This window comes from Bradyrhizobium sp. cf659 (assembly GCF_900113725.1).
Classification (GTDB): domain Bacteria; phylum Pseudomonadota; class Alphaproteobacteria; order Rhizobiales; family Xanthobacteraceae; genus Bradyrhizobium.
On the sequence record NZ_FOQJ01000001.1, the window covers coordinates 328,595 to 353,719 of the forward strand.

A 25,125-nucleotide genomic window follows, 5' to 3' on the forward strand; every position below is an offset into this window, starting at 1 on the left:
GTCGAGGGGCGCGCGGCTTTCCCGAAGGGACGCATCATCACGATGGCCGAACGATATCAGGACAGACCGTTTCCTTCCGATGACTATGGTCGCGGCGGCGATCAGCATGGGAAGGCGGAAAATGATCCCTTGGCCGAGCTCGCCCGTCTGATCGGGCAGACCGATCCGTTTGCAGCGCAGGGGCGGCCGACTGCGCGCCCGCCGGCAGTGCCGGCGCCCGCCCAAGGCCATCAGCAAGGCTATCAGGAAGACGATTATCGCCAGGACGACTACCAGCAGGACTATGCCGAGCAGGCCCCGTCGGCTCCGCCCGGGCCGCCCTCATGGATGCGGCGCGCCAACGTGCAGCCGCAGCCGGCACCCGCGCCGGAGCCTGACTATCCAGTCTCCGTAAACGCGGTTCATCCGTTGCATCGCTATTCAGCCCAGCCGACCGCGCCCGAGCCTGATTTCCATCAGCCGCAGGCCTATCAGGATCACGCTTATCAGGATCAGCCTTATCAAGCTCAGGCTTATCAGCAGGATCAGGCCTATCAGGAGCCATACACGCAGCCCGATCCGTCGCGCTACGACGATGCGCTCTACGGCAAGCTGGAGGCGGGCGAGCAGGACTATCAGCGCGATCCGGCCTATCCGGACGATCCCTACGCATTCCAGAGCGACTATCCCGAGGCCGATCTCGACGAGCCGAAGAAGGCGCGCGGCGGCATGATGACGGTTGCGGCGATCCTGGCGCTTGCCGTGGTCGGGACCGGCGCGGCCTTCGCCTACAAGACCTATGTCGGCTCGCCCCGCAGCGGCGAGCCGCCGATCATCAAGGCCGACAACACGCCGACCAAGATCGTGCCCGCGCCGACGGATTCCTCGGCCAAGGTGCCGGATCGCATGGTCGTCGGCGACGGCACCGAGAAGATCGTGCCGCGCGAGGAAGCGCCTGTCGACGTCAACGCCAAGGCGGGCGGTCCCCGCGTGGTGTTTCCGCCGCTGAACCCGAATGCGAATCCGCCGCCGGTGGCGAGCGTCTCGCCGTCCACGATCCCGCCGTCGAGCGCGGGTCCGATTCCGAGCAACGGCACGCTGCCGAACAATTCGCCGCGCGCGATCCGGACTGTGGCCGTAAGGGGCGATCAGACCGATAGCGCCGCGCCGCAATCGGCCGCTGCCGCAAAGCCCGCAACTGCAACTTCGCCGAAGCCGGTCGCCGCACCGGCTGCACCGGCCGCGCCGCGCACGCCGCCGACCTCGGCCAATGCCAGCGCCAACCAGCCGCTCTCGCTTGCTCCGCAATCGGCGCCCGCAGCCGAGCCGCCGCAACGGATGGCGGCGACCAACCCGACGCAGCTCGCGCCCGCCAGCAGCGGCGGTGGCGGCTACGTTGTGCAGGTCTCCTCGCAGCAGACCGAGGACAGCGCCGCCGCGTCGTACCGGGTGCTTCAGAGCAAATATGGCAGCGTGCTCGGATCGCGCTCGCCGGTGATCAAGCGGGTCGATCTCACCGACAAGGGCAAGGGAATCGTCTATCGCGCCTTCGCCGGGCCCTATGGCTCGGCCGAAGAAGCGACGCAGGCTTGCAACAGCCTCAAGTCCGCTGGCCTGTCGGCCTGCTTCGTCCAGAGGAATTAACGGCCGATTCCTTGACCCCCTCGCGGGGCAGGGTTAATCGGCCCTTATGAGCACGCGGGCCTTCATTACCGGCGTATCCGGAACGGAACTGACCGCCGCCGAGCGGGAGTTTATCCGTGCTGAGCGCCCATGGGGCTTCATCCTCTTCAAGCGCAACATCGCGACGCCGGCTCAAGTTGCTGCATTGGTTGCAGAATTGCGAGCGGTTGCGAACGCGCCCGACGCTCCCGTCCTGATCGATCAGGAGGGCGGACGGGTGCAGCGACTGGGCCCGCCGCACTGGCCGGTCTATCCGCCGGGCGCCGTATTCGCGAATCTGTACGACAGTGATTCGGCGCTCGGGCTCACCGCGGCGCGCCTCAGTGCGCGGCTGATCGCGGCCGATCTCGCCGACCTCGGCATTAACGTGGATTGCTTGCCGCTGGCTGACGTGCCGGTGCCGGGCGCCGATGCCGTCATCGGGAACCGGGCTTATGGCACCGAACCCGGCAAGGTCGCAGCGATCGCGCGCGCGGTGACCGAGGGCCTGGAGCAGGGCGGCGTGCTGCCGGTCCTCAAGCACATTCCCGGCCATGGCCGCGCCACCGCCGATACCCATTTCAAGCTGCCGACCGTCGACACGCCCAGAGATGAACTGGAGCGGACCGATTTCGCCGCATTCAAGCCGCTGGCCGACCTGCCGATGGCCATGACTGCACATGTTGTGTTTAGCGCGGTCGACCCCGCCCATCCGGCGACGACATCTGCGACAATGATTGCTCAGGTGATTCGCGGCGCAATTGGGTTCCAGGGTTTGTTAATGAGTGATGACGTGTCGATGAACGCGCTGGCGGGAAGCATCGCCGATCGGACGCGCGCCCTCTTCGCGGCCGGCTGCGACATGGCTCTGCATTGCAACGGCAACATCGAGGAGATGCGCGAAGTCGCCGGCCAGACGCCTGAACTGTCCGGCAGGGCGCTGGAGCGGGCGACAGCCGCGCTCGCGGCGCGCAAGGCGCCGCAGCCATTCGACCGGGCGGCTGCACGCGCCGAACTGGACGCATTGATCGCACGGGCAAACACGGCATCCGCATGACCGCAGAAATCCTATCGTTTGAAACCGGGCGGCCCGCAGAGCTCGCCGAGGGTGAGCCGGCGTTGGTGGTGGACGTCGAGGGCTATGAAGGCCCGCTCGACCTCCTGCTCGCGTTGGCGCGGCAGCAGAAGGTCGATCTCGCCAAGATCTCGATTCTGGCGCTGGCCGACCAGTACCTCCACTTCATCGAGGCCGCGCGAAAGATCCGGCTGGAGCTTGCTGCCGATTATCTCGTGATGGCGGCGTGGCTCGCCTTCCTGAAATCGCGCCTGCTGCTGCCGGAGCCGCCGAGCGCGGAAGGGCCGAGCGCCGAAGAGATGGCGACCGCGCTTGCCAACCGGCTGCGCCGGCTGGAAGCCATTCGTGAAGCCGCCAACCGGCTGATGAACCGGCCGCAATTGCAGCGCGATATTTTCCCGCGCGGCGAGCCCGAACAGATCGCCGAGATCAAGCATCCGAAATACACCGCGACGCTGTACGACCTGCTCACCGCCTATGCGGCACAGCGCCAGTCGCGTGTGCTGGCGAGCGTGCATCTGGCCAAGCGTACGGTGTGGTCGCTCGCCGAGGCGCGCGCCACGCTGGAACGGCTGGTCGGCAGCATCAGCGAGCAAGATGACTGGGGCGTGCTCGACGACTTCCTGATCCGGCACGTCGCCGATCCGACGCAGCGGGCGACGGTGTTCGCCTCGAGCTTCGCCGCTGCGCTGGAGCTGGTGCGGGAAGGTCAGCTCGAGCTGAACCAGAAAGAGGCGTTCGCGCCCATCTATTTCCGGAAGGGGCGCCCCAAACCGGTCCCTGACGCAGCTCCTGCGCCCGATGCGCCGGTCGCTTAAGTGCAAGAAGGAGAATCTGCCATGGCAAGCCTGGCTGAAGTGCGGGTAGACGAGGCCGAGCCGATGGAGAACGAATCCCAGGCACGTCCTGAAGAATTGCGGCTGCTGGAAGCGCTGCTGTTTGCCTCGAGTGAGCCGCTGGATACCGCGACGCTGGCCAAGCGCATGCCTGATGGCGTGGACGTCAAGGCCGCGCTCGAGCAGCTGCAGGCCGATTATGCCTTGCGCGGTGTGAACCTCGTGCGCGTCGCCAACAAATGGACCTTCCGCACCGCCGGCGATCTCGCCTGGCTGATGACGCGGGAGAGCACCGAGACCCGCCGCCTGTCGCGCGCGGCGATCGAGGTGCTGGCGATCATCGCCTATCACCAGCCGGTGACGCGCGCCGAGATCGAGGAGATCCGCGGCGTCGTCACCTCGAAGGGCACGCTCGACGTGCTGCTGGAGACCGGCTGGATCAAGCCGCGCGGCCGGCGCAAGACGCCGGGCCGTCCCTTGACCTTCGGAACCACCGAGGACTTCCTGTCGCAGTTCACCCTGGAACAGCTGGGTGATCTGCCGGGCCTGGAAGAGCTGAAGGGCACGGGCCTGCTGGATTCGCGCCTGCCCACCGGATTCAGCGTGCCGACGCCGTCCGATGACCCGCAATTGCGCGAGGACGAGGATCCGCTGGAGCCGGGCGAGGACCTCGATCTCGCGCTGGCACCTGCGGTCGAGCCCGAGGCGCCGGAAGGCGGCAATGAGGGTGGCGGCGAGGGCGGCAGCGAGGACTGACGTCCCGTCCTGCTGCGGGCCCCTGCGACCGGTTAACACTAGCAAGATTGCGTAGCGCCAACAGCGAATTGGCGCTGCCTTGGTCCTTGTTTTTGAGGCCTGCGAAGCCTACGTTCCGGTGAAGATCGGCCGGGTCCCCGGCCATGCGCGTTTGGAGGGTTGCAGGATGGGTTCACTCAGCATTTGGCACTGGATCTTGGTGATCGCAGTGGTCCTGCTGCTGTTCGGCCGCGGCAAGATTTCGGATCTGATGGGCGACGTGGCGCAGGGCATCAAGGCGTTCAAGAAGGGCATGCAGGACGACGACAAGCCTGCTGACAAGCCTGAGCCGGCCAAGTCCATCGAGCACAATGCCGCGCCGACCGCGGCACGCTCCGACGTCGGCAGCAAGGCCGTCTGAACCAGAGAGCACGCGAGACGCGGGTAGCGGCCCCCGATCCTGCGCGCGAGGGATTGGGCCGGTTGCGGCTGGCGTGAACGGAAGACCTCATGTTCGACATCGGGTGGAGTGAACTGGTCCTGATCGGGGTCGTAGCCCTGATCGCCATCGGCCCGAAAGAGCTGCCGGGCGTGCTGCGCATGGTCGGACAGTGGATGGGCAAGGCCCGCAAGATGGCCGCCGAATTCCAGGGCCAGTTCCAGGAAGCGATGCGCGAGGCCGAGATGGCCGACCTCAAGAAGAGCTTCGACGAGGTCAAGGAAGCCGCCACAGGCTTCAATCCGCTGAGCTCGCTCCAGAAGGACGTCAGCGACGCGCTCCGCGTCGATGCACTCGACAAGCCGGCCGAGGCGTCCTCAACGACCGCCTTCGAAGCACCAGCGACTTCAAGTGAAGCGCTGGCGACCTCAAGTGAGGCGCCGACGACTCCAACAACCCCCGAACCCCCGATGCCGGAAACCTTCGTGGAAGCCGAAGCCCATGCAGCGGTGAACGAGCCGCTCGCCATCACCCGTGAGGTCGAGCAGGCGCCGGTCGTTGCCCAGGACACCGCGCCATCCGAAGCGATCAAGGACGCCAAAGCGTCATGAGCGACGCCGATATCGAGGCCAGCAAAGCCCCGCTGATGGACCATTTGATCGAGCTGCGCTCGCGGCTGATCAAGGCGCTGCTCGGCTTCGGCGTGGCCTTCATCTTCTGCTTCTTCTTCGCCAAGCAGATCTACAACGTGCTGGTCTGGCCGTTCGTGTGGGTCGCAGGTCCCGAGAACTCGAAATTCATCTACACGGCGCTGCTGGAATATTTCATCACGCAGCTCAAGCTCGCGCTGTTCGGCGCCGGCTTCATCTCGTTCCCGATCGTCGCGACGCAGATCTACAAGTTCGTGGCGCCCGGGCTCTACAAGCACGAGAAGCAGGCCTTCCTGCCCTATCTGGTCGCGACCCCGTTCTTCTTCGTGCTGGGCGCGGCGCTGGTCTATTTCGTCGTGCTGCCGATGCTGGTGCGTTTCTCGCTCGGCATGCAGCAGGCCGGCAGCGACGAGACCGCGCAGATCCAGCTCCTGCCCAAGGTCGGCGAATACCTGTCGCTGATGATGTCGCTGATCTTCGCCTTCGGCATCGCCTTCCAGCTTCCGGTGATCCTGACGCTGCTCGGTCGCATCGGCATCGTCACCTCGAAGATGCTGCGCGAGAAGCGCCGCTATTTCATCGTGATCGCCTTCGTGATCGCGGCCGTGCTGACCCCGCCCGACGTGCTGAGCCAGTGCTCGCTCGCGATCCCGTTGCTGGCGCTCTACGAGGGCTCGATCATCGCGGTGGGGATGGTGGAGAAGAAGGCGGCGGCCGCGCAGGCCGCGACCGGCACCGACGTATCGACGCCGGCGAACCCGGCCGAATAGGGACTCAGTGTCATTCCCCGCGCAGGCGGGGAATCCAGTACGCCGCAGCCTATCGGGGAATCGCTGGCGTCCCTGGAATACTGGATCATCCGCCTTCGCGGATGATGACAGCCGTGCTAGGAGACGCGCTAATGCAAACTTACAACGTTAGTCGTTGTAGGTTTACACGCTGATCCAGGACCACGGCCATGCACGACATCAAATCGATCCGCGACAATCCGCAAGCCTTCGACGCCGGTCTCGCCCGGCGTGGCCTGACGCCGTTGTCGACGTCGCTGCTCGCGATCGACGAGAGGCGGCGCGCGGCGATCCTCGCCTCCGAGCAGGCGCAGGCGCGGCGCAATGCGGCCTCCAAGGAAATCGGCGACGCCAAGAAGGCCAAGGACGAGGCGCGCGCGGCCAAGCTGATGGCCGAGGTCGCCGAGCTCAAGACCACGATGCCTGAGCTCGAGGCCGCCGCGAAGACCGCCGACGAAGAGCTCACGAAAGAGCTGTCCGCGATTCCGAACATTCCGTTCGACGAAGTGCCCGATGGCGTCGACGAGCACGGCAACGTGCAGCACCACGTGTTCGGCAACAAGCGCGACTACGCGTTCACACCGAAGCTGCATGACGATCTCGGCACCGCGCTCGGCTACATGGATTTCGAGGCGGCGGCAAAGCTCTCCGGCGCGCGCTTCGTCGTGCTGAAGAAAGGGCTGGCGCGCCTCGAACGCGCGATCGGCCAGTTCATGCTCGACCTGCACACGACCGAGCACGGCTACACCGAGATCAACCCGCCGCTCCTGGTGCGCAACGAGGTGATGTTCGGCACCGGGCAGTTGCCGAAGTTCGAGGACGATCAGTTCTGGGCGATCAAGGGCGAGCTGCTCGCCTCACCCGACCATGAGCGGCTGAAGACAGAGCGCCTCGGTCTCATTCCGACGGCCGAAGTCTCGCTGACCAACCTCGCGCGCGAGTCCATCCTCGACGAGAAGCAATTGCCGATGCGGCTCACCGCGCTGACGCCATGCTTCCGCGCCGAGGCGGGCGCCGCCGGGCGCGACACCCGCGGCATGATCCGCCAGCATCAGTTCACCAAGGTCGAGCTGGTCTCGATCACGACGCCGGAAGTGAGCAAGGACGAGCTGGAGCGGATGCTGTCCTGCGCCGAGCAGGTGTTGCAGAAGCTCGACCTGCATTATCGTGTGATGACGCTCTGCGCTGGGGATATGGGTTTTTCGTCGCAAAAAACCTATGACATCGAGGTCTGGATGCCCGGGCAGGGCGATGGCGGCATGTTCCGCGAGATCTCGAGCTGCTCGGTCTGCGGCGACTTCCAGGCGCGCCGCATGGATGCGCGCTCGCGCGGACCGGACGGCAAGCCGCGCTTCGTGCATACGCTGAACGGCTCCGGCACCGCGGTCGGCCGCGCGCTGATCGCCGTGATGGAGACCTATCAGCAGGAGGACGGCTCGATCGCCGTCCCCAGCGTGCTCCAGCCGTACATGGGTGGCCTGAAGGTGATCTCGCGCGACTGAGGCGTATTGCTCGCCGAGACGCAGAAACGTTTGGTTGCGAAGATCGGGCGGCCGGTTATCCTGACGGCCACCCGTCAATGCGAAACCACCGTTCATGGCCTTGCACCGCGATATCTTCTGGATCGGCAGACAATGGGCGGTGACAGGTACCGGCATCCAGGCCGTCGATCAGCGCCTGCGCGGCGTGCTTGACATCGAGATCGCGCGGCTCTGGGACGAGGATCTCGTGCAGAGCCGGCGAGCCAAGCCCGGCGTAAATGCTGCGGATTTCGACAAGGCGCTGACGGTGGCACGCGAGCGTTTTCCGCAGACGCCGGCGTCAGATCCGATCGTTGCAGAGCTGGAGGCGCTCGGCGTGATCGAGACTCCTGTCGTCAGTCCGGTCGTACCGGCGATGAAGCTGCGTGCCGAAGGCAGGCTCGCACGCTTCCTGCCGCAATGGCGCATCCGTTGCTAGTCGAGTCCGGCATCGGGCGCGAATAGGTCGGCGTCATCCGGAAGCAGGCCCCGGGAACCGACATCGGCCGGTTGCTGCGCCGCGGCAATGAGCGAGATCACAGACGAGATCTGCGCGGCGGCCGGTTTGCCTGATCGGTCCCAGCCAGATAAGACGGCTCAGACCCCTTCAGGAATCGACCTTTCGCATGCGCATTCTCTGCACCAATGACGACGGCATTCACGCTCCCGGCCTCAAGGTCGTGGAGGAGATCGCACGGGCGTTGTCCGACGACGTCTGGGTGGTGGCGCCCGAGCTCGACCAGTCCGGCGTGTCGCATTCGCTGTCGCTGAACGATCCCTTGCGCCTGCGCGAGGTCGGGCCGCGGCACTTCGCCGTGCGCGGCACCCCGACCGACTGCGTCATCATGGGGGCGCGCCATATCCTGGGCGCCAAGCCGCCGGATCTCGTGCTGTCGGGCGTCAACAAGGGCCGCAACGTCGCCGAGGACGTGGTCTATTCCGGCACCATCGCCGGCGCGCTGGAGGGCACCATCCTGGGGCTGCCGTCGTTTGCGCTGTCGCAGGAGTTCAGCGTCGAGACCCGCGAGCGGCCGCCGTGGGACACCGCGCGCAAGTTCGGCCCCGACATCCTGCGCAAGGTGATGGCCGCCGGCATCCCGAAGGAGACCGTCATCAACGTCAACTTCCCGTCCTGCGCGCCGGAGGACGTGCTCGGCATTCGCGTCACCCGCCAGGGCAAGCGCAATCTCGGCTTCCTCAGGATCGACGAGCGCAGGGACGGCCGCAACAATCCCTATTTCTGGATCGGCTTCGAGCGCGCGGCGATGATGGATACGCCCGCCGAGGGCACCGATCTGGCGGCGCTGCGCGAGCGGTACGTCTCGGTCACGCCGCTCAGGCTCGACCGTACCAACGAAGCGTTTTCCGAAGCGCTGGGTGCGGCCCTGAAGTAGCGGCTAGCCGCCGCGAAGGGCGGCCTCGATGGTCTTGCCGAGCGCGTCGAGCTGGAACGGCTTCTGGAGCGCCGGCCGGTCGCGATACTGCTCGGGCAGGCCGGAGGAGCCGTAGCCGGTGGCGAAGATGAAAGGGCAGCCCTTGGCCTTGATCAGGTCGGCGACCGGGGAGATCACCTTGCCGTTGACGTTGACGTCGAGGATGGCGATGTCGAACTGGGTTGCTTCGGCGAGCCGCATCGCTTCGGGGATATCGCCGGCTTCGGCTGCGATCTTGTAGCCGAGCTCTTCGAGCATGTCCGCGACCATCATCCTGATCATCACCTCGTCTTCGACGAGGAATACAGAGCGGCCGGAAAGCCCTGTCGCGGTCATTGTCGGTGAGTCCTTGCCCATTCCAGAAAACGTTCGCAGATAACGTGAATCGACGCAATGCGCGTTTCCGCGAACGGACAGCTGAAAATGGCCTTCGCGGCCAGTCCGCTGCAAGCCAATTTGTGGTCAAATACCTCAGCAAAAGGCTATCATGAGTTCCTGAGCAGGAACAGGATTCTTGCCCCAGGCCTTGAGCTCCGCAAGCGACGATCCGGACCTGACGAGACAACACTGGCAGCAATGACCTCCCATCAGCACCCGCCGGAAAAGATGATGTTTCAGCTCTCGCTGAGGCGTCGGGGCATCAGCGATCAGGCGGTGCTGCGAACCATGGAGGAGGTGCCGCGCGAGCTGTTCGTCGACGAGGCCGATCGCGAGGAGGCCTATCGTGACAGCGCGCTGCCGATCGCATGCGGGCAGACCATCAGCCAGCCCTTCGTCGTTGCCTACATGACCGAGCAGCTCCAGCTCCAGAAGCAGCACCGCGTGCTCGAGATCGGCGCGGGCTCCGGCTATCAGGCCGCCGTGCTGTCGCGGCTCGCAGGTCACGTGCTGACGGTCGAGCGCTATCGCAAGCTTGCGGACGCCGCACGCGCCAGGCTTGAGAATCTCGACTATCACAATGTCGAGGTGATGCTGGGCGACGGTCTCAACCTGCCTCCCAACATCGGCCCGTTCGACCGCATCATCGTCACCGCCGCGATGGAGCGGATTCCGGAGAACCTGGTCGAGCGGCTCGAGGTCGGCGGCATCCTGATCGCGCCCGTCGGGCCGCATCAGGGGGTGCAGACGCTGATCCGTCTGACCCGCACCGCGAACGGGATCGACCGCAAGGAACTCGTCGAGGTCCGTTTCGTGCCGGCGCTGCCCGGCGTGGCGCGGGAGCTGTAGATTTCCGGATTGGCTGTGCTGCCAACATCTTATTGGGAGGGTTAAGCCGTTATTTACTCGGCGCGTGTTTACTTAAAAGACCAGTTCTGTTGCGTACGAGTGAGTAACCATGTCTGTCGTCGCCGAGTTGCTTTACTCGCGCCGCGTACCGCAGGTCGCGGTGCTGGCGCTGATCTCCGTCAGTTTCGCAGGGTGCAGCGCCGACATGTCGTCGCGGCTGTCCCAGTCGAACTTCTCCAACCCCTTCTCGACTGAATCGACCGGTTCGGTGCAGCAGGCGCCGCCGCCGCAGCGTGAGCTGCCGCAATATTCGCGGCCGCAGACGCAGCCCGGTTACTATCAGTCGCAGCCCTTGCCGCCGCCCGCGGTGTCCGCGCCGCAATCCTATCCCGTTGCCGCCGGTGGCGGGGTGTCTGGTGGCGGGCGTGGCGTCGGCACCTACGCGCCCCCGGCGCAGCCGCGTCTGGAGACCACGGCCACCGTGCCGTCGCGCTCGGTCGCGGCCGCCCAACCGGCCGGTGGGACCAAGATCATCGTCGGCACCAGCGACACGCTCGACCTGCTCGCCAAGCGCTATCGCGTCACTCCGCAAGCGATCCTTGCCGCCAATGGCTACAAGGGTCCGCGCACGCTCTCGCCCGGCCAGCAGCTGATCATCCCGCATCCGGGCGGGACCGCGGCTGCACCCGCGCCGGCGATGGCTCCCGTCGCAGCGGCTCCCACGATGGCGCCAGCAGCGAAGCCGGTTGCGGCCGTTGCCGCGCCGCCGAGCACGCACTTCGTCAACCACGGCGACACGCTCGCCAGCATTGCCCGCAAGAACCATATCTCGGCGGCTGAGCTGGCGCGTGCCAATGGCCTCGATCCGTCCGCCAAGCTCAAGCTCGGCACCAGGCTGACCGTGCCGGGTGCAAAGACCGCCGCTGTCGCAGCACCCGTTGCTGCGGCTCCGGTCGCGGCTGCCCCGGTTGCGGGTACGTTGCAGCCCGTTGCGGCCGCACCGGCGCCTGCGACGAAGATGGCCGCCGCCGCGCCGGTGCAGAGCGCGCGCCTGGCCCAGGCCACGGCCAATGTCGAAGAGAAGCCCGCCGAGACGCCGGCGAAGGCTGCGGAGGCCACCGGCGCGCTGCCGACCTTCCGCTGGCCGGTGCGCGGCAAGGTGGTCACGACCTACGGCGCCAAGACCAACGGCAAGTCCAATGACGGCATCAATCTCGCGGTGCCGGAGGGTACGCCGGTCAAGGCGGCTGAAGACGGCGTCGTCGCCTATTCCGGCAACGAGCTGAAAGGTTACGGCAATCTGGTCCTGGTTCGGCACTCCAACGGCTACGTCACCGCATATGCCCATGCGAGTGAGCTGTTGGTGAAGCGCGGCGATACCATCAAGCGCGGTCAGGTCATTGCCAAGTCGGGTCAATCCGGGGAGGTGGCGTCGCCGCAGCTCCACTTCGAGATCCGCAAGGGATCAAGTCCGGTTGACCCGCTTCAATTCCTGAACGGGGCGTGAGGCGCGGGCCCTTAGAGTAGGGCAGGTCATCACCACAAGGCAGCTGTCATCGCCCGCGAAGGCGGGCGATCCAGTACGCCGCGGCCTCTCGATCGATCACAATCGTCTCTGGAATACTGGATTCCCCGCCTGCGCGGGGAATGACAGTTGTGGGCGAGGCGATACTTTCCGCTACGTCGCCGTCAGCTTCACGCCGAGGCGTCCCGCAAGCTCCTGCACGAACTGCCAGGCGACGCGACCCGAGCGCGAGCCGCGCGTGGTCGACCATTCCAGCGCCTCGCGCTCCAGCGCCTCATCATCGACCTTGATGCCGAAATGGCTGCAATAGCCGCGCACCATGGCGAGATATTCGTCCTGGCTGCAACGGTGGAAGCCGAGCCAGAGGCCGAAACGATCCGACAGCGACACCTTCTCCTCGACCGCTTCGCCGGGATTGATCGCGGTCGAGCGCTCGTTCTCGATCATCTCGCGCGCGAGCAGGTGGCGGCGGTTGGAGGTGGCGTAGAGGATGACGTTCTCGGGCCGCCCCTCGATGCCGCCTTCGAGCACGGCCTTGAGCGATTTGTACGAGGCGTCATTGCCGTCGAAGGAGAGGTCGTCGCAGAACACGATGAAGCGGAAGGACGAGGCGCGCAGCTGCTCCATCAGCGCGGGCAAGGTCTCGATGTCCTCGCGGTGGATCTCGATCAGCTTCAATTTATCGGCCGGCTTGCGGTCCGCATTGATGCTGGCATGCGCGGCCTTCACCAGCGACGACTTGCCCATGCCGCGCGCGCCCCAGAGCAGGGCGTTGTTGGCGGGCAGGCCGCCTGCGAAGCGCTCGGTGTTTTCCATCAGGATGTCGCGCATCCGGTCGACGCCCTTGAGGAGGAACAGCTCGACGCGGCTGACCCGCGGCACCGCCGAGAGGCGGCCGTCGGGGTGCCAGACATAGGCATCCACCCGCTCGAACGACTCGGGTTCGGCGGCCGGATTGCCCTGGGTGGAGAGGTGCGCCGCAATGGTCTCGAGGGCGCGGACCATGCGCTCCTGGGCGAGGTCGGGGGCTGCCTTGGAGGTTGCCTTGGAGGTTGCCTTGGAGGCTGCCGTGGGGCGTTTTGCCGCGACGCGGGCAGGCTTCCTGGCAGGGGTACGGGGGCCTTTGCCGGCCGGGCTTTTGCTTGGTTTTTTGGGCATGTCCGAAGTTCCTGAGAATGCAGCCTTATCGGGCCTGACGCCGCGCCGCAAGGTGGCCAAAAGGGCGGTCTGGCAGCGTTGCAATTGGGGCGGTGGCCGCTATAGTCCGCGCGAATTTGACCGAGCCGGTCGCCTTTGAGGGCCTGACCGGCTTTCCCCCGTTGTCACGAGGATCGTCCGAATGCTGATTACCCCTGCGTATGCCCAGGCCGCGGGCGCCGGCGACACCAACAGCATGTTGATGTCGCTGCTGCCGTTCGCCCTGATCTTCGTGATCATGTACTTCCTGATTCTGCGTCCGCAGCAGAAGAAGGTCCGTGACCACGCCGACCTCGTGAAGAACATCCGTCGCGGCGACACCGTCGTGACCTCGGGCGGCCTCGTCGGCAAGGTCACCAAGGTCGTCGACGACGACCAGATCGAGTTCGAGATTTCCGATGGCGTCCGCGTGCGGCAGATGCGCCAGATGATCTCCGGCGTGCGCGCCAAGGGCGAGCCGGCCAAGGAAAGCGCGAAGGAAAGCGCCAAGGACGACACCGCGGCGAAGTGAGCGCGTCCGCGAGTCTCTCAAGTCTCCTGATCTGACAGGTCCAGTCGATGTTGTATTTCACGCGGTGGAGAGCGCTCGGGATTATCCTGACGGCGCTGATCGTGTGCCTCTGCGCGGTCCCGAACTTCTTCCCCGAGTCGCAGGTGAAGACCTGGCCGGCCTGGGCGCAGCGCCGGCTCGTGCTTGGCCTCGACCTCCAGGGCGGCTCCTATCTGCTGCTCGAGGTCGACGGCAACTATGTGAAGAAGGAAAGGCTCGACCAGGTCCGCGACGACGTTCGCCGGACGCTGCGCGACGCCAAGATCGGCTTCACTGGCGGCGTCACCGTGCGCAACGACGCGGCCGAGGTCCGTATCACCAAGGAAACCGACGTACAGCCTGCGCTCGCCAAGCTGCGAGAGCTGTCCCAACCGCTGGGCGGGTTGATGGGATCCAGCGGTCAGCGCGACCTTGACGTGACCGATGCCGGTGGCGGGGTGATCCGCCTGAGCATCCCGCAGGCCGCGATGCTCGATCGCATGCGCAAGACCATCGAGCAGTCGATCCAGATCGTCGAGCGCCGCGTCAACGAGCTCGGCACCGTCGAGCCTGTCATCCAGCGCCAGGGCAACGACCGCATCCTGGTGCAGGTACCCGGCCTTCAGGACCCGACCCGCCTGAAGGAATTGCTGGGCAAGACCGCGAAGATGGAATTCCGCATGGTCGACACCTCCGTGCCGCCGGATCAGGCGCAGCAGGGGCGGTTGCCGCCGGAATCCGAGCTCCTGATGAGCGCCTCGCCGCCGCCGACACCCTACGTGGTCAAGAAGCAGGTGCTGGTTGCCGGTGGCGACCTGACCGACGCGCAGGCCAGCTTCGACCAGCGCACGAGTGAGCCTGTCGTCAGCTTCAAGTTCAACACGTCGGGCGCGCGCAAGTTCTCGCAGGCGACCCAAGAGAACGTGGGGCTGCCCTTCGCGATCGTGCTCGACAACAAGGTGATCTCGGCGCCCGTCATCCGCGAGCCGATCACTGGCGGCCAGGGCCAGATTTCCGGCAATTTCACCGTGCAATCGGCCAACGACCTGGCGATCCTCTTGCGCGCCGGCGCGCTGCCGGCGCCGCTCACCGTGGTCGAGGAGCGTACCGTCGGTCCGGGCCTCGGCCAGGATTCGATCGAGAAGGGCGAGCTTGCGGCCTATGTCGGCTCTATCCTGGTCATCATCTTCATGCTGCTGACCTACCGGCTGTTCGGGGTGTTCGCGAACATCGCGGTGGCCATCAACGTCGCGATGATCTTCGGCCTGTTGTCGCTGCTCAACGCCACGCTGACGCTGCCCGGCATCGCCGGCATCGTGCTCACCGTCGGCATCGCGGTCGACTCCAACGTGCTGATCTACGAGCGCATCCGCGAGGAGCTGCGCGGCGGCCGCAACGCGATCTCGGCGATCGACGCCGGCTTCAAGCGGGCGCTTGCCACCATTCTCGATTCCAACATCACCACCTTCATTGCCGCCGCGGTGCTGTTCTACATCGGCACCGGCCCGGTGCGCGGCTTCGCCGTGACGCTCGGTATCGGCATCATCACCACGGTGTTCACCGCCTTCACGCTGACCCGGCTGATCGTGGCCGGGTGGGTGCGGTGGAAGCGGCCGCAGAGCGTGCCGATCTAGGAGCCTGATCGTGAATCACACCGTTCTCATCGGGCTCGGCGTCCTCATTGCCATCCTGACCGTCGTCGCGGCGTTCGGCCTGTTGCCGTCGCTGCGCATCGTCCCGGACGATACGCATTTCGACTTCACGCGCTTCCGCCGCATCAGCTTCCCGATCTCGGCGGCGCTGTCGATCGTCGCGATCACGCTGTTCTTCACCCACGGCCTGAATTTCGGCATCGACTTCCGCGGTGGCACGCTGCTCGAGGTGCAGGCCAAGTCCGGCACCGCCGACATCGCGGCGATGCGCACGACGCTGGATGCCCTGCATCTCGGCGAAGTCCAGCTCCAGCAGTTCGGCGGGCCCGCCGACGTCCTGATCCGCGTCGCGGAGCAGCCCGGCGGCGACGCCGCCCAGCAGGCGGCCGTGCAGAAGGTCCGCACCGCGCTCGGCGATTCCGTCGACTATCGCCGCGTCGAGGTGGTCGGGCCGCGCGTGTCCGGCGAGCTTCTGGCCTACGGCATGATCGGCCTGATGCTCGCGATCGTCTCGATCCTGATCTATCTCTGGTTCCGCTTCGAGTGGCAGTTCGCGCTGGGCGCCATGATCGCCAACGTGCACGACATCGTGCTGACGATCGGCTTCATGTCGATCAGCCAGGTCGATTTCGACCTGACCAGCATCGCCGCGCTCCTGACCATTCTCGGCTATTCGCTCAACGACACCGTCGTCATCTATGACCGCATTCGCGAAATGCTGCGGCGCTACAAGAAGATGCCGATGCCGCAGCTTCTCAACGAGTCGATCAACTCGACCCTGTCGCGCTCGATCATCACCCACTTCACCGTGACGCTGGCGCTGCTGGCGCTGCTCCTGTTCGGCGGTCACGCCATCCACAGCTTCACCGCGGTGATGATGTTCGGCGTGGTGCTGGTCGGCACCTACACCTCGATCTTCATCGCGGCGCCGATCCTGATCTATCTCGGCGTCGGCGAGCATCGCGAAGATGCGCCCGATACCGCTACGCCGGCGAAGAAAAACAAGGCATGATCCGAACCGCACGCCCTCGCACGCGTTTGCGAGGGCAGTAAGCCCATTCGGACCAAGCTCATGACCGGCGATCCCAACGCACCGCATTTCCCGCGCTCGGCGCCGATCGAGGCCTATGGCAAGGGCGGCTTCGCCTTTGCCGGCATGTCGCACCGGGGATCGCTGCTCTGTCTGCCCGATGCGATCTGGGCCTGGGATGTGACGGCCCCCGCGAAGATCGATCGCTATTCGCTGGATCGGGTCTTCACGGCCGCCAACAGCATCGACACGCTCCTGATCGGCACCGGAACCGGGGTCTGGCTGCCGCCGCCGGCGCTGCGGCAGGCCTTGAAGGCGGTAGGGGTGGTGCTGGACACGATGCAGACCGGCCCGGCCGTGCGCACCTACAACATCATGATCGGCGAACGGCGCCGCGTTGCGGCCGCGCTGATCGCCGTGCCATGAGCGGCGCTGCACCTCCGCCCGATTCCGTTGCCTTCTGCGCCGATCTCGTGCGCAGCCACGACTTTCCGCGCTATGTCGCGACCCTGTTCGCGCCCGCCGCCGAGCGCCGTGCGCTGCTCGCGCTCTATGCCTTCAATGTCGAGATCGTCCGGGTCCGCGACCAGGTAAGCCAGCCCTTGCCCGGCGAAATCCGCCTGCAATGGTGGACCGACATGCTCTCCGGCCATGTCCATGGCAGCGCCGAGGGCAATCCGGTCGCGGCCGAGCTGCTGCGCGCGATCCGCGATTTCGACCTGCCGGTCGAGCCGCTGTCGCTGCTCGCCGACGAGCACCAGTTCGATCTCTACAACGATCCGATGCCGACCATGGCGGCGCTGGAAGGCTATCTGGCCGCGACCTGTTCGGCGTTGTTCGCCCTCGCGGCGCGGATCATGGGACCGCCGTCGGACGCGGTCGAGCATCTTGCCCGTCATGCCGGGCTGGCGCAGGGCATCGTGCAGGTCATCGCCAATCTGCCGCGCGATGCCGCGCACAGGCAGCTGTTCCTGCCGCAGCAAGTGCTGGCGAGCCACAATTGCAACATGGAGGATGTGTTCGCCAGCAAGGAGACGCCCAATCTCCATGCGGTGCTCGAACAGCTTGCGGGTGAAGCCCGGCAGCATGTGACGACGGCCTCGTCGCTGCTGGCGCAGGTGCCGTCGTCAGTGCGGCCGGCGTTCCTGCCGCTGAGCCAGGCGCAGGCCGATCTGAAGCGCCTGTCGCGTCCGGGACGCAATCCGTTCACGCCGCAGCCTTCGTCGCGGTTGCGCACGCTGTGGACGCTGTGGCGGGCTTCACGTTCTCGGGAATTTACCAAATAGCGGTTGGCTTGTCGCCCGAGCCGGGCAAATGCTCTATGCTGTCCCATGGCTGACTTGTCCCAAACCAATTCCTCCGATCTCAGCGGCCTTCCGGTCGCACCTAGTGACATTCACGCGGCCGCCGAGACCATCCGGGGTGCCGTCGTCGAGACGCCCTGTAGCTACAGCCGCACGCTGAGCAATATTTGCGGCTGTGACATCTGGCTCAAATTCGAGAACCTCCAGTTCACCTCCTCGTTCAAGGAGCGCGGCGCGCTCAACCGCCTCACGGCACTGACGCCGGAGGAGCGTGCGCGGGGCGTCATCGCCATGTCGGCGGGCAACCACGCGCAGGGCGTCGCCTATCACGCCAGGCGGCTCGGCATTCCCGCCACCATCGTGATGCCGGTCGGCACACCCATGGTGAAGGTCGAGAACACGAAGCACCACGGCGCGGAGGTGGTGGTGACGGGCGCGACGCTGGAGGAGGCGGCCGCGTTCGCGCGGAGCCACGGCGAAGCTCGCGGCATGATCTTCGTCCACCCTTACGACGATCCGCTTGTCATCGCGGGGCAGGGCACCGTCGGGCTGGAGATGTTGAACGCGGTGCCGGAGCTCGACACGCTGGTCGTCCCGATCGGCGGCGGCGGCCTGATCAGCGGCATTTCCATCGCCGCGAAATCGATCAAGCCATCGCTGCGGATTCTGGGCGTCGAGGCCTGGCTCTATCCCTCCATGTACAATGCCATCCATGACGGCAATCTGCCGGCGCGCGGCGATACGCTCGCCGAGGGCATTGCGGTGAAGTCGCCGGGCAAGATCACGACTGAAATCGTCCGGCGCCTCGTCGAGGACATCGCGCTGGTCAACGAGGCCGAGCTCGAGCGCGCGGTCGCGACCCTGATCTCGATCGAGAAGACGGTGGTCGAGGGCGCCGGCGCCGCCGGCCTCGCCGCGCTGATGTCCGATCCGTCCCGCTTTGCCGGCCAGAAGGTCGGCCTGGTGCTGAGCGGCGGCAATATCGACACGCGGCTGATCGCCTCCGTTCTCACCCGCGAACTGGCGCGCGAGGGACGGCTGACCCAGCTGTCGCTCGATATCCCCGACCGGCCCGGCCAATTGGCCGCAGTGGCAGCACTACTGGCCGAGGCTGGCGCCAACATCATTGAGGTCTCGCATCAGCGCACCTTCTCCGACCTGCCGGCCAAGGCGACGCTGCTGCAACTCGTGATCGAGACCCGCGACAGCGCGCATCTCGACGAGGTCATGGCGAGGCTCAGTGCATCCGGATTGAGCGCGCGCTGCACCTGAGTGGCGCGGCCGTCCCGCTATCGCGGCGTCAGGCCCGCGAGGTGGCCGATCAGCCGGTCGATCTCGGCTTCGGTGTTGTAGTAATGCGGGGAGGCGCGCACGAGCGGCGGCAGCGCCCGGATCTCGGCGTCGATGCGGGTGCTCGACGGATGCGACGCACCGATGGTGATGCCGGCGGCAGCAGCACTGCCGACAATCGCGTCCGCGTCATATCCATCCATCGTGAAGCTGACGATGGCGCCTGGTGTGCGTCCGAGGTCGCGAATTGTGATGCCGCGAACGGAAGCGAGTCCGCCCCGAAGGCGGTCCGCCAGCAGGCGGCAGCGCTGCTCGATAGGACCCATGCCGATATCGAGCGCGTAATCGACGGCAGCGCCGAGCCCGAGCCGTGCCGCGTAGTTGTTCTCCCAGGTCTCGAAACGGCGCGCATCGTCGCGGAGGCGATATTGGTCACGCGAGACCCAGGGCGCCGCAAAGTGGTCGATCATCGGCGGCTCGAGCCGTTGCAGCAGCCCGCGGCGGACATAGAGAAAGCCGGTGCCACGCGGGCCGCGCAGGAATTTGCGCCCCGTCGCCGACAGCATGTCACAGCCGATGGCTTCGACGTCGACCGCCATCTGGCCGACCGCCTGGCAGGCGTCGAGCAGATAGGGAATGCCGTGCGCCCGCGCGATCTTGCCGACGGCCGCTGCGGGATTGACCAGCCCGCCATTGGTCGGAACCCAGGTGATGGCGATCAGCTTCACGCGCTCGTCGATCATGCGTTCGAGCGCGTGGATGTCGAGTTCGCCGCCGGGATCGCTCGGCACGACCTCGATGACCGCGCCTGTCCGCTTGGCGACCTGAAGAAACGCGACATAGTTGGCGGCGTATTCCGCCTCTGCAGTCAGGATGCGATCGCCTTTGCGAAATGAAAGCGCATAGAACGCCATCTGCCAGGCAACCGTCGCGTTCTCCATGAGGGCGATCTCGTCGGGCGCGGCATTCAGCAGGCGGCCTACCGAGCCATAGACTGAATCAAGCCGGCGCGCCTCGCGATCGGCGGCGGCATAGCCTCCGATCTCGCTCTCGAGGTCGATATGCCCCTTCATTGCCGCGACGACGGACGCCGGCATCAGGGATGCGCCCGCGTTGTGGAGATACGCGAGCCGGTCAGCGGCCGGCGTGTCGGCACGTATTCGGTCCATGTCGATCAAGTGAGAGCCTCTGTCATCGGGTTCCCTGAGTTAGACACAATGACGCATGCGAGCAAGATTGGCGAACGGAAGTCGCGGCTGGAGCATGCCGCTCCGGCTGCCTATGCTGATAGCGAGCGTGATTTGATCGGGAAATGAAGGAGCCCGCGATGGCGAAGAACACGATTTGCCTCTGGTACGACAAGGATGCCGAGGCGGCTGCCCGCTTCTATGCCGAGACGTTCCCCGATAGCGCAGTGAGCGCCGTGCACCGCGCGCCCAGCGACTATCCATCCGGCAAGGCGGGCGATGTGCTGACCGTCGAGTTCACGGTGGCCGGCGTTGCCTGTCTCGGCCTCAACGGCGGTCCGATCTTCAAGCACAACGAGGCCTTCTCGTTCCAGATCGCCACCGACGACCAGGAGGAGACCGACCGCTACTGGAAGGCCATCGTCGGCAATGGCGGACAGGCGAGCGCCTGTGGCTGGTGCAAGGACAAATGGGGCGTTTCCTGGCAGATCACGCCGCGCGTGCTCACCGAAGCGTTGGCGGCCGGCGGTGCCGAGGCCAAGCGCGCATTCGAGGCGATGCTGGGGATGACGAAGATCGACGTCGCCGCGATCGAGGCGGCGCGTCGCGGCTGACGCGGTATGCCGCCCGGCGTCAATGCGGCATCTCTTCGAACTGCGGCAGGTCGAGCGGCGTATTCCACCGCAGGCGACGCTTGGTGAACATCTCGAGCTTCGGTGCGACCAAGTCAGGCCGGTCGAGGCTTCCCAACTGAACGAAGACCGTTTTGGGGAAACTATCGAGGTTCGAGCTGAACACCCGCGAGCCGCATTCGGGACAGAAGTTTCGGTCGAGGCCTTTGCCGGAGTTCGCGACGTAGTGAAAGGCCTTCGGCTTGCCGCTGAGAAGCGTGAAGTCATCCTCCGGCACGGCAAAGAAAGTTGCCATCTCGCCGCCTGAGGCGCGCTTGCAGTCGTTGCAATGACAATTGGCGATGAAGGACGGATCGGTGTCGAATTCGAACTTGATGGCGCCACAGGCGCATTGAGCGGTGTATTTTTTGGCCATTGATCGCCTCGAATTGGTCCAAGACAGCGGCGGGGCCATATTGGCTGGCCGGAGAAGCGCGCGCAACAGGGCTTGCCGCGCAGCGTCTCGTCTCAGATGCAGAGGCTGAGCAGCTTGATGTGGCAGTTGCTGGATTTCGGCTTGCTGGCGGGTGCGGCTTCGCGCTTCACGGCAACCAGCGGCTCCTTGTCCTTCTTGCCCTTGCCCTTCTTCGGCTCGTAGTCGCCCGCGATCACCATCGCCCAGTAGGTACGCTTGCCGCTGGCATTTCTGGCGCTGGCGATGCCGACGCGGGAGGCGTTGTGCAGCAAGAGGTTCTTGCGGTGCCCGGAGGAGTCGATCCACTGGCCGAGCGTCTTCTCGAAATTGTCGTAGCCATAGGCGATGTTTTCGGCGGCGCGCCCTGCGCCGGCCGGTGCGACGCGGCGGTTGAACGGTCCGAGGACGTCGTGGCTGAGGTCGTCCTTCGCCGCCATCGCGCGGGCCTGGTCCATGGCGATGCGGTCGAGGGTGGCATCGCGCACGACGCGAACCTCGCCATGCTTGAGGCGGAAGCTGGAGATCTGTTCGGCCGGGGTTTCGGCCATCGCGGGCGTCGCTGCCAACAGCAGAAGGCCGGCGATCATGCCGCCAACCACACGATGCCTCATCGTCCCCCGAGTGCCCATGACCCCGCCAAGCCTGCTTTATCCGACTGCTTCTCTATCGCCAATGTGGACGCTTCAAGGCGCACGTCCTACGTCAGCCCGCCGGCAGGTCCGCCTCGAAATTGAAGCGGTCGCGCAGGTTCTTGCGCTGCTCCAGAATGTCCTTGAGGAAGGCGCGGTCCTGGTCGTTCTTCATCATCGGCTCGATCAGGTCGAGCTGGTTCATGGCGACCAGTTGCAGGATCTCGGTGCGCGGCTTGCCGCTGGTGTCGCGCGGCAGTGCATGCACCACCTGGATGTGCTCCGGCGGTTTCGGACCCTTGGCGGCCGTGAGTTCGTTGCGGAGCTGGCCTTCCAGCATGGCCTGATCAGCTTCGACGAAGGCATAGAGCCCGACGCCGGAGCGGCGGTCGGCAAAGGCGACGATGGCGGTGTCGCGCACGGCGGGATTCTTGCGGATCAGCTCCGCCAGAACGGGAGCGTCGTTGACGAGCCTGCGGCCGCCGCCCTCACGGTCGGTGAAGTTGAACAGGCCGCGCGTGATCGCCCGGTAGACCTTCTTGCCGGTGGCGAGCCACAGGCTCGCGGCAAACGACTTCTTCGCCAGGATCTTGCGCTCGCGCGGCGTCAGCGCCTCGGGCGCGTAGGAACGCTTGTGCTTGAGCAGGTGCCGCAGGTCTTCATAGGCGAGGATACGATAGAGCCGGCCGCGGCGTGCAAAGCAGGCGGCGAGCTGGAAGTCGGTCACATAGGCGCGGCCGTCGCGGCCGACCAGCCAGTTCTGCTCCTTGGCAAGGTCGTTGTGGCAGATGCCGGCGCGGCGCAGCCGGCGCAGCGCCGCCTTGGCCGAGCGGAAATAGGCGAGGTCGCCATGCGGTTTGGCCAGATGCAGTGCGACGCCGTCGACGAAGCCGCGCACCAGCGCCCGGCGCCCGGCCCACAGCAGCTCGGGACCGACGTTCAGGCCCTTGGCGAGGGCGAGCGCATGCTTCTCGCGCGCGAACAGATGGCGGGCCAGCAGGAAGGACCACCACGGCACTTCATCCAGCCGGCGCAGCACGGCGTCGACCTTACCGGTGTCGGCACGAAAGCGGCCGCGCTCGACGGTCGAGAACACGTCGCGCTTGAGCAGCACGCCCTCGGTCCAGCGCGCCGAGAGCGTCGCGGCGTCGTCTTTGGGGAGCTTCATCGACAACTCACGCGGCTGCGGCGATGCGCAGGTGATCGGCGATCCAGCGATCGAGATCGGCGAGCGCCAGTGCGCTCATCGCCTGCTTCTTGGCCACCGTCTTCTCGTTGCCGCGCAGGCGCGTGCCGTCGGGCTTCTTCGTCGGAGCGCTTGCAAGCGGCGGGAACAGGCCGAAATTGATGTTCATCGGCTGGAACGAGCGCGTGCCGGGCTCGATGGTCTCGATATGGCCGCCGGTGATGTGGCCGAGCAGCGATCCCAGCGCGGTCGTAGCAGGCGGGCTCGCCAATGTCTCGCCACGGGCGTCGGCCGCCGCGTAGAGACCGGCGATCAGCCCGACGCTGGCGGACTCCACATAGCCCTCGCAGCCCGTCATCTGGCCGGCAAAGCGCAGCCGCGGCTGCGCGCGCAACCGCAGCTGGCCGTCGAGCAGTTTTGGCGAATTGAGGAAGGTGTTGCGATGCAGGCCGCCGAGGCGGGCGAATTCGGCCTTCTCCAGCCCGGGAATGGTGCGGAAGATGCGTTGCTGCTCGCCGTATTTCAGCTTCGTCTGGAATCCGACGATGTTGTAGAGCGTGCCGAGCTTGTTGTCCTGGCGCAGCTGCACGATCGCGTAGGCTTTCGTCGTGGGATCGTGCGGATTGGTGAGGCCGACCGGCTTCATCGGACCATGGCGCAGCGTCTCGGGGCCGCGCTCCGCCATCACCTCGATCGGCAGGCAGCCGTCGAAATAGGGCGTGTTGGTCTCCCACTCCTTGAACTCGGTCTTCTCGCCGGCGATCAGCGCGGCGACGAAGCCGTCATACTGCTCCTTGGTCATGGGGCAGTTGATGTAGTCGGCGCCGTTGCCGCCGGGGCCGACCTTGTCGTAGCGCGACTGGAACCAGGCGACCGACATGTCGATGGATTCGCGATGCACGATCGGCGCGATCGCGTCGAAGAAGGCGAGCGCGTTCTCGTCGGTCAGCTCGCGGATGGCGTCGGCGAGCGGTGCCGAGGTGAGGGGGCCGGTCGCAACGATGACGTTGCTCCAGTCGGCCGGCGGCAGGCCCGCGATCTCGCCACGGGCGATCTCGATCAGGGGATGCTCGTTCAGCGCCTTGGTGACGGCCGCCGAAAAACCGTCGCGATCGACCGCCAGCGCGCCGCCGGCGGGCACCTGGTTGGCATCGGCCGCGCGCATGATCAGCGAGCCGAGCCGGCGCATCTCCGCATGCAGCAGGCCGACGGCGTTGTTGGCGGCATCGTCCGAGCGGAACGAATTGGAGCAGACGAGCTCGGCGAGCCCGTCGGTGCGGTGCGCCTCGGTCATGCGGTCCGGCCGCATCTCGTGCAGCACCACGGGCACGCCGGATTTGGCGACCTGCCAGGCGGCTTCCGAGCCGGCAAGGCCCGCGCCGATCACGTGCACAATGTTGGAATGGGGTCCTGTCATGGGGCGGACAGGTAGCGCTTTTCGGCGGTCAGTGGAATCGCCGAGATCGAGTTTTCTGCCTTCAGAAACGACAACGCCCGCACGAGGCGGGCGCTATCGGTTCGTCGGGTGAAGGGCTGAACGATATCAGCCCTGATACTGACCGGCGGCAACGCGCGGGATGTCCGAGCGATCGAGGCCGATGTCGGCCAGTTCGCGATCGCTGAGCTGGGACAGCTCGGCAACATTGCGCTGATAGTCCCGGAAAGCCTGGATCATGCGGATGAGCGAGAGCAGCATTGGTAGTCTCCTGTAGTTCGATTCAGCCCTTGCCCGGGCCTCATCGTTGAAATGAATATAGGTGAGAGTGGTGCAGTGCGAAAGTTCCGATGTTGCGATGCAGCTAAGCGAAGAACGCATGGCATCGGTAAGAGGCGATTAACCTCTTGGCAGTCCCGCCCAACAGCTGGGCGTTAGCCGTTGCGGATTGCAATAAAATCCCGTGAAATCACGGGTTTATGGGGATCCATGCGGTTCCCATGGCGATGGAAATAAGTTGCATTCTCGTGACCTGCAAGACGATGCGGCAGCTTGTAAGCCCAAGTCTCGCATGCGCGAATCGCATAAATCGGAAAATGTAGAAATGATTATATATTCATAATATGGAATCGGTTCCGCTGAGCTGAGGGAGTCCGCCGGCCTGAGGAAGACGGAGAGGCGATTCGCTCGGCTCCGTTAGAAGGCCACCGAAACGGGTTGAGGAGGGCCAG

Annotated in this window: 27 protein-coding genes; 19 read left to right on the plus strand and 8 right to left on the minus strand. The window is 65.7% G+C overall.

Annotated features, from left to right (window positions below; genetic code table 11):
• Positions 1–42: 42 nt before the first annotated feature.
• The 10 genes from BM118_RS01600 (at position 43) to surE (ending at position 9,078) form a co-directional block, all read left to right on the plus strand.
• Complete coding sequence (locus BM118_RS01600) at positions 43–1,623, plus strand: SPOR domain-containing protein (protein WP_092184184.1); 1,581 nt, start codon at positions 43–45, stop codon at positions 1,621–1,623.
• 46 nt (positions 1,624–1,669) lie between these two features.
• Entirely contained in the window at positions 1,670–2,698 is a 1,029-nt protein-coding gene (gene nagZ, locus BM118_RS01605) for a beta-N-acetylhexosaminidase (RefSeq protein WP_092181310.1), read from the plus strand.
• Positions 2,695–3,534 (plus strand): segregation and condensation protein A, encoded by an 840-nt coding sequence (locus tag BM118_RS01610; RefSeq protein WP_092181313.1) that lies wholly within the window; start codon positions 2,695–2,697, stop codon positions 3,532–3,534. The genes nagZ and BM118_RS01610 overlap by 4 nt, the downstream gene beginning before the upstream one ends.
• Positions 3,535–3,555: 21 nt before the next feature.
• Entirely contained in the window at positions 3,556–4,308 is a 753-nt protein-coding gene (gene scpB / locus BM118_RS01615) for an SMC-Scp complex subunit ScpB (RefSeq protein WP_027546593.1), read from the plus strand.
• A gap of 166 nt (positions 4,309–4,474) precedes the next feature.
• Positions 4,475–4,708, plus strand: coding sequence for a twin-arginine translocase TatA/TatE family subunit (locus BM118_RS01620; RefSeq protein WP_011087519.1), 234 nt, complete (start codon positions 4,475–4,477; stop codon positions 4,706–4,708).
• Positions 4,709–4,797: 89 nt separating this feature from the next.
• A complete protein-coding gene (gene tatB / locus BM118_RS01625) occupies positions 4,798–5,337 on the plus strand; it encodes a Sec-independent protein translocase protein TatB (RefSeq protein ID WP_092181316.1) in 540 nt (179 codons plus the stop codon).
• The gene (gene tatC, locus BM118_RS01630) at positions 5,334–6,146 is read left to right on the plus strand and encodes a twin-arginine translocase subunit TatC (RefSeq protein WP_092181319.1); all 813 of its coding nucleotides are present in this window, start codon (positions 5,334–5,336) and stop codon (positions 6,144–6,146) included. Before tatB ends, tatC begins: the two co-directional genes overlap by 4 nt.
• A 188-nt stretch (positions 6,147–6,334) precedes the next feature.
• On the plus strand, positions 6,335–7,666 hold the full coding sequence (serS, locus tag BM118_RS01635) for a serine--tRNA ligase (RefSeq protein ID WP_092181323.1): 1,332 nt from the start codon (positions 6,335–6,337) through the stop codon (positions 7,664–7,666).
• 94 nt (positions 7,667–7,760) lie between these two features.
• On the plus strand, positions 7,761–8,123 hold the full coding sequence (locus tag BM118_RS01640) for a hypothetical protein (RefSeq protein ID WP_092181326.1): 363 nt from the start codon (positions 7,761–7,763) through the stop codon (positions 8,121–8,123).
• Between the two features lie 187 nt (positions 8,124–8,310).
• Entirely contained in the window at positions 8,311–9,078 is a 768-nt protein-coding gene (gene surE / locus BM118_RS01645) for a 5'/3'-nucleotidase SurE (RefSeq protein ID WP_177233941.1), read from the plus strand.
• Between the two features lie 3 nt (positions 9,079–9,081).
• Here the strand turns inward: surE and BM118_RS01650 are convergent, their stop codons facing one another.
• Positions 9,082–9,453 (minus strand): response regulator, encoded by a 372-nt coding sequence (locus BM118_RS01650; RefSeq protein ID WP_027546599.1) that lies wholly within the window; start codon positions 9,451–9,453, stop codon positions 9,082–9,084.
• Between the two features lie 240 nt (positions 9,454–9,693).
• On the opposite strand from BM118_RS01650, the gene BM118_RS01655 reads away from it, so the two are divergent.
• A complete protein-coding gene (locus BM118_RS01655; protein ID WP_092181332.1) occupies positions 9,694–10,344 on the plus strand; it encodes a protein-L-isoaspartate(D-aspartate) O-methyltransferase in 651 nt (216 codons plus the stop codon).
• Between the two features lie 109 nt (positions 10,345–10,453).
• A complete protein-coding gene (locus BM118_RS01660) occupies positions 10,454–11,851 on the plus strand; it encodes a LysM peptidoglycan-binding domain-containing M23 family metallopeptidase (RefSeq protein WP_092181335.1) in 1,398 nt (465 codons plus the stop codon).
• Between the two features lie 171 nt (positions 11,852–12,022).
• On the opposite strand, the gene BM118_RS01665 is transcribed toward BM118_RS01660, so the two are convergent.
• Positions 12,023–13,027 carry an ATP-binding protein gene (locus tag BM118_RS01665; RefSeq protein WP_092181338.1) on the minus strand — a complete coding sequence of 335 codons (1,005 nt, stop codon included), beginning with the start codon at positions 13,025–13,027 and terminating at the stop codon, positions 12,023–12,025.
• Between the two features lie 181 nt (positions 13,028–13,208).
• Here BM118_RS01665 and yajC point away from each other — a divergent pair, with 181 nt between their 5' ends.
• Genes yajC through BM118_RS01695 form a run of 6 tightly spaced genes read left to right on the plus strand, consistent with a single transcriptional unit; the run spans position 13,209 to position 18,853 of the window.
• Positions 13,209–13,577 (plus strand): preprotein translocase subunit YajC, encoded by a 369-nt coding sequence (gene yajC / locus BM118_RS01670; RefSeq protein WP_092181341.1) that lies wholly within the window; start codon positions 13,209–13,211, stop codon positions 13,575–13,577.
• 47 nt (positions 13,578–13,624) lie between these two features.
• Positions 13,625–15,229 (plus strand): protein translocase subunit SecD, encoded by a 1,605-nt coding sequence (secD, locus tag BM118_RS01675; protein ID WP_092181344.1) that lies wholly within the window; start codon positions 13,625–13,627, stop codon positions 15,227–15,229.
• Positions 15,230–15,239: 10 nt separating this feature from the next.
• Complete coding sequence (gene secF / locus BM118_RS01680; protein WP_092181347.1) at positions 15,240–16,259, plus strand: protein translocase subunit SecF; 1,020 nt, start codon at positions 15,240–15,242, stop codon at positions 16,257–16,259.
• Positions 16,260–16,319: 60 nt separating this feature from the next.
• Entirely contained in the window at positions 16,320–16,703 is a 384-nt protein-coding gene (locus tag BM118_RS01685; protein ID WP_092181350.1) for an Mth938-like domain-containing protein, read from the plus strand.
• Positions 16,700–17,563 carry a phytoene/squalene synthase family protein gene (locus BM118_RS01690; RefSeq protein ID WP_092181353.1) on the plus strand — a complete coding sequence of 288 codons (864 nt, stop codon included), beginning with the start codon at positions 16,700–16,702 and terminating at the stop codon, positions 17,561–17,563. Before BM118_RS01685 ends, BM118_RS01690 begins: the two co-directional genes overlap by 4 nt.
• Positions 17,564–17,608: 45 nt before the next feature.
• A complete protein-coding gene (locus BM118_RS01695; RefSeq protein WP_092181356.1) occupies positions 17,609–18,853 on the plus strand; it encodes a threonine ammonia-lyase in 1,245 nt (414 codons plus the stop codon).
• A 17-nt stretch (positions 18,854–18,870) separates the two neighbouring features.
• Here the strand turns inward: BM118_RS01695 and BM118_RS01700 are convergent, their stop codons facing one another.
• Positions 18,871–20,049 carry an aminotransferase class V-fold PLP-dependent enzyme gene (locus BM118_RS01700; protein ID WP_092181359.1) on the minus strand — a complete coding sequence of 393 codons (1,179 nt, stop codon included), beginning with the start codon at positions 20,047–20,049 and terminating at the stop codon, positions 18,871–18,873.
• A gap of 149 nt (positions 20,050–20,198) precedes the next feature.
• On the opposite strand from BM118_RS01700, the gene BM118_RS01705 reads away from it, so the two are divergent.
• Complete coding sequence (locus BM118_RS01705; protein WP_092184186.1) at positions 20,199–20,672, plus strand: VOC family protein; 474 nt, start codon at positions 20,199–20,201, stop codon at positions 20,670–20,672.
• Positions 20,673–20,691: 19 nt separating this feature from the next.
• On the opposite strand, the gene BM118_RS01710 is transcribed toward BM118_RS01705, so the two are convergent.
• The 5 genes from BM118_RS01710 to BM118_RS01730 all read right to left on the minus strand — a co-directional run bounded on the left by BM118_RS01710 (position 20,692) and on the right by BM118_RS01730 (position 24,655).
• The gene (locus BM118_RS01710; protein WP_092181362.1) at positions 20,692–21,105 is read right to left on the minus strand and encodes a GFA family protein; all 414 of its coding nucleotides are present in this window, start codon (positions 21,103–21,105) and stop codon (positions 20,692–20,694) included.
• Positions 21,106–21,197: 92 nt separating this feature from the next.
• Positions 21,198–21,773 carry a CAP domain-containing protein gene (locus BM118_RS01715; protein ID WP_092181365.1) on the minus strand — a complete coding sequence of 192 codons (576 nt, stop codon included), beginning with the start codon at positions 21,771–21,773 and terminating at the stop codon, positions 21,198–21,200.
• 73 nt (positions 21,774–21,846) lie between these two features.
• Positions 21,847–22,941, minus strand: coding sequence for a serine/threonine protein kinase (locus tag BM118_RS01720; protein ID WP_177233942.1), 1,095 nt, complete (start codon positions 22,939–22,941; stop codon positions 21,847–21,849).
• 7 nt (positions 22,942–22,948) lie between these two features.
• Positions 22,949–24,376, minus strand: a complete 1,428-nt coding sequence (gene trmFO, locus BM118_RS01725; RefSeq protein ID WP_092181371.1) for a methylenetetrahydrofolate--tRNA-(uracil(54)-C(5))-methyltransferase (FADH(2)-oxidizing) TrmFO — start codon at positions 24,374–24,376, stop codon at positions 22,949–22,951.
• A 126-nt stretch (positions 24,377–24,502) separates the two neighbouring features.
• Positions 24,503–24,655, minus strand: coding sequence for a DUF1127 domain-containing protein (locus BM118_RS01730; RefSeq protein WP_007590701.1), 153 nt, complete (start codon positions 24,653–24,655; stop codon positions 24,503–24,505).
• Positions 24,656–25,125 lie beyond the last annotated feature (470 nt).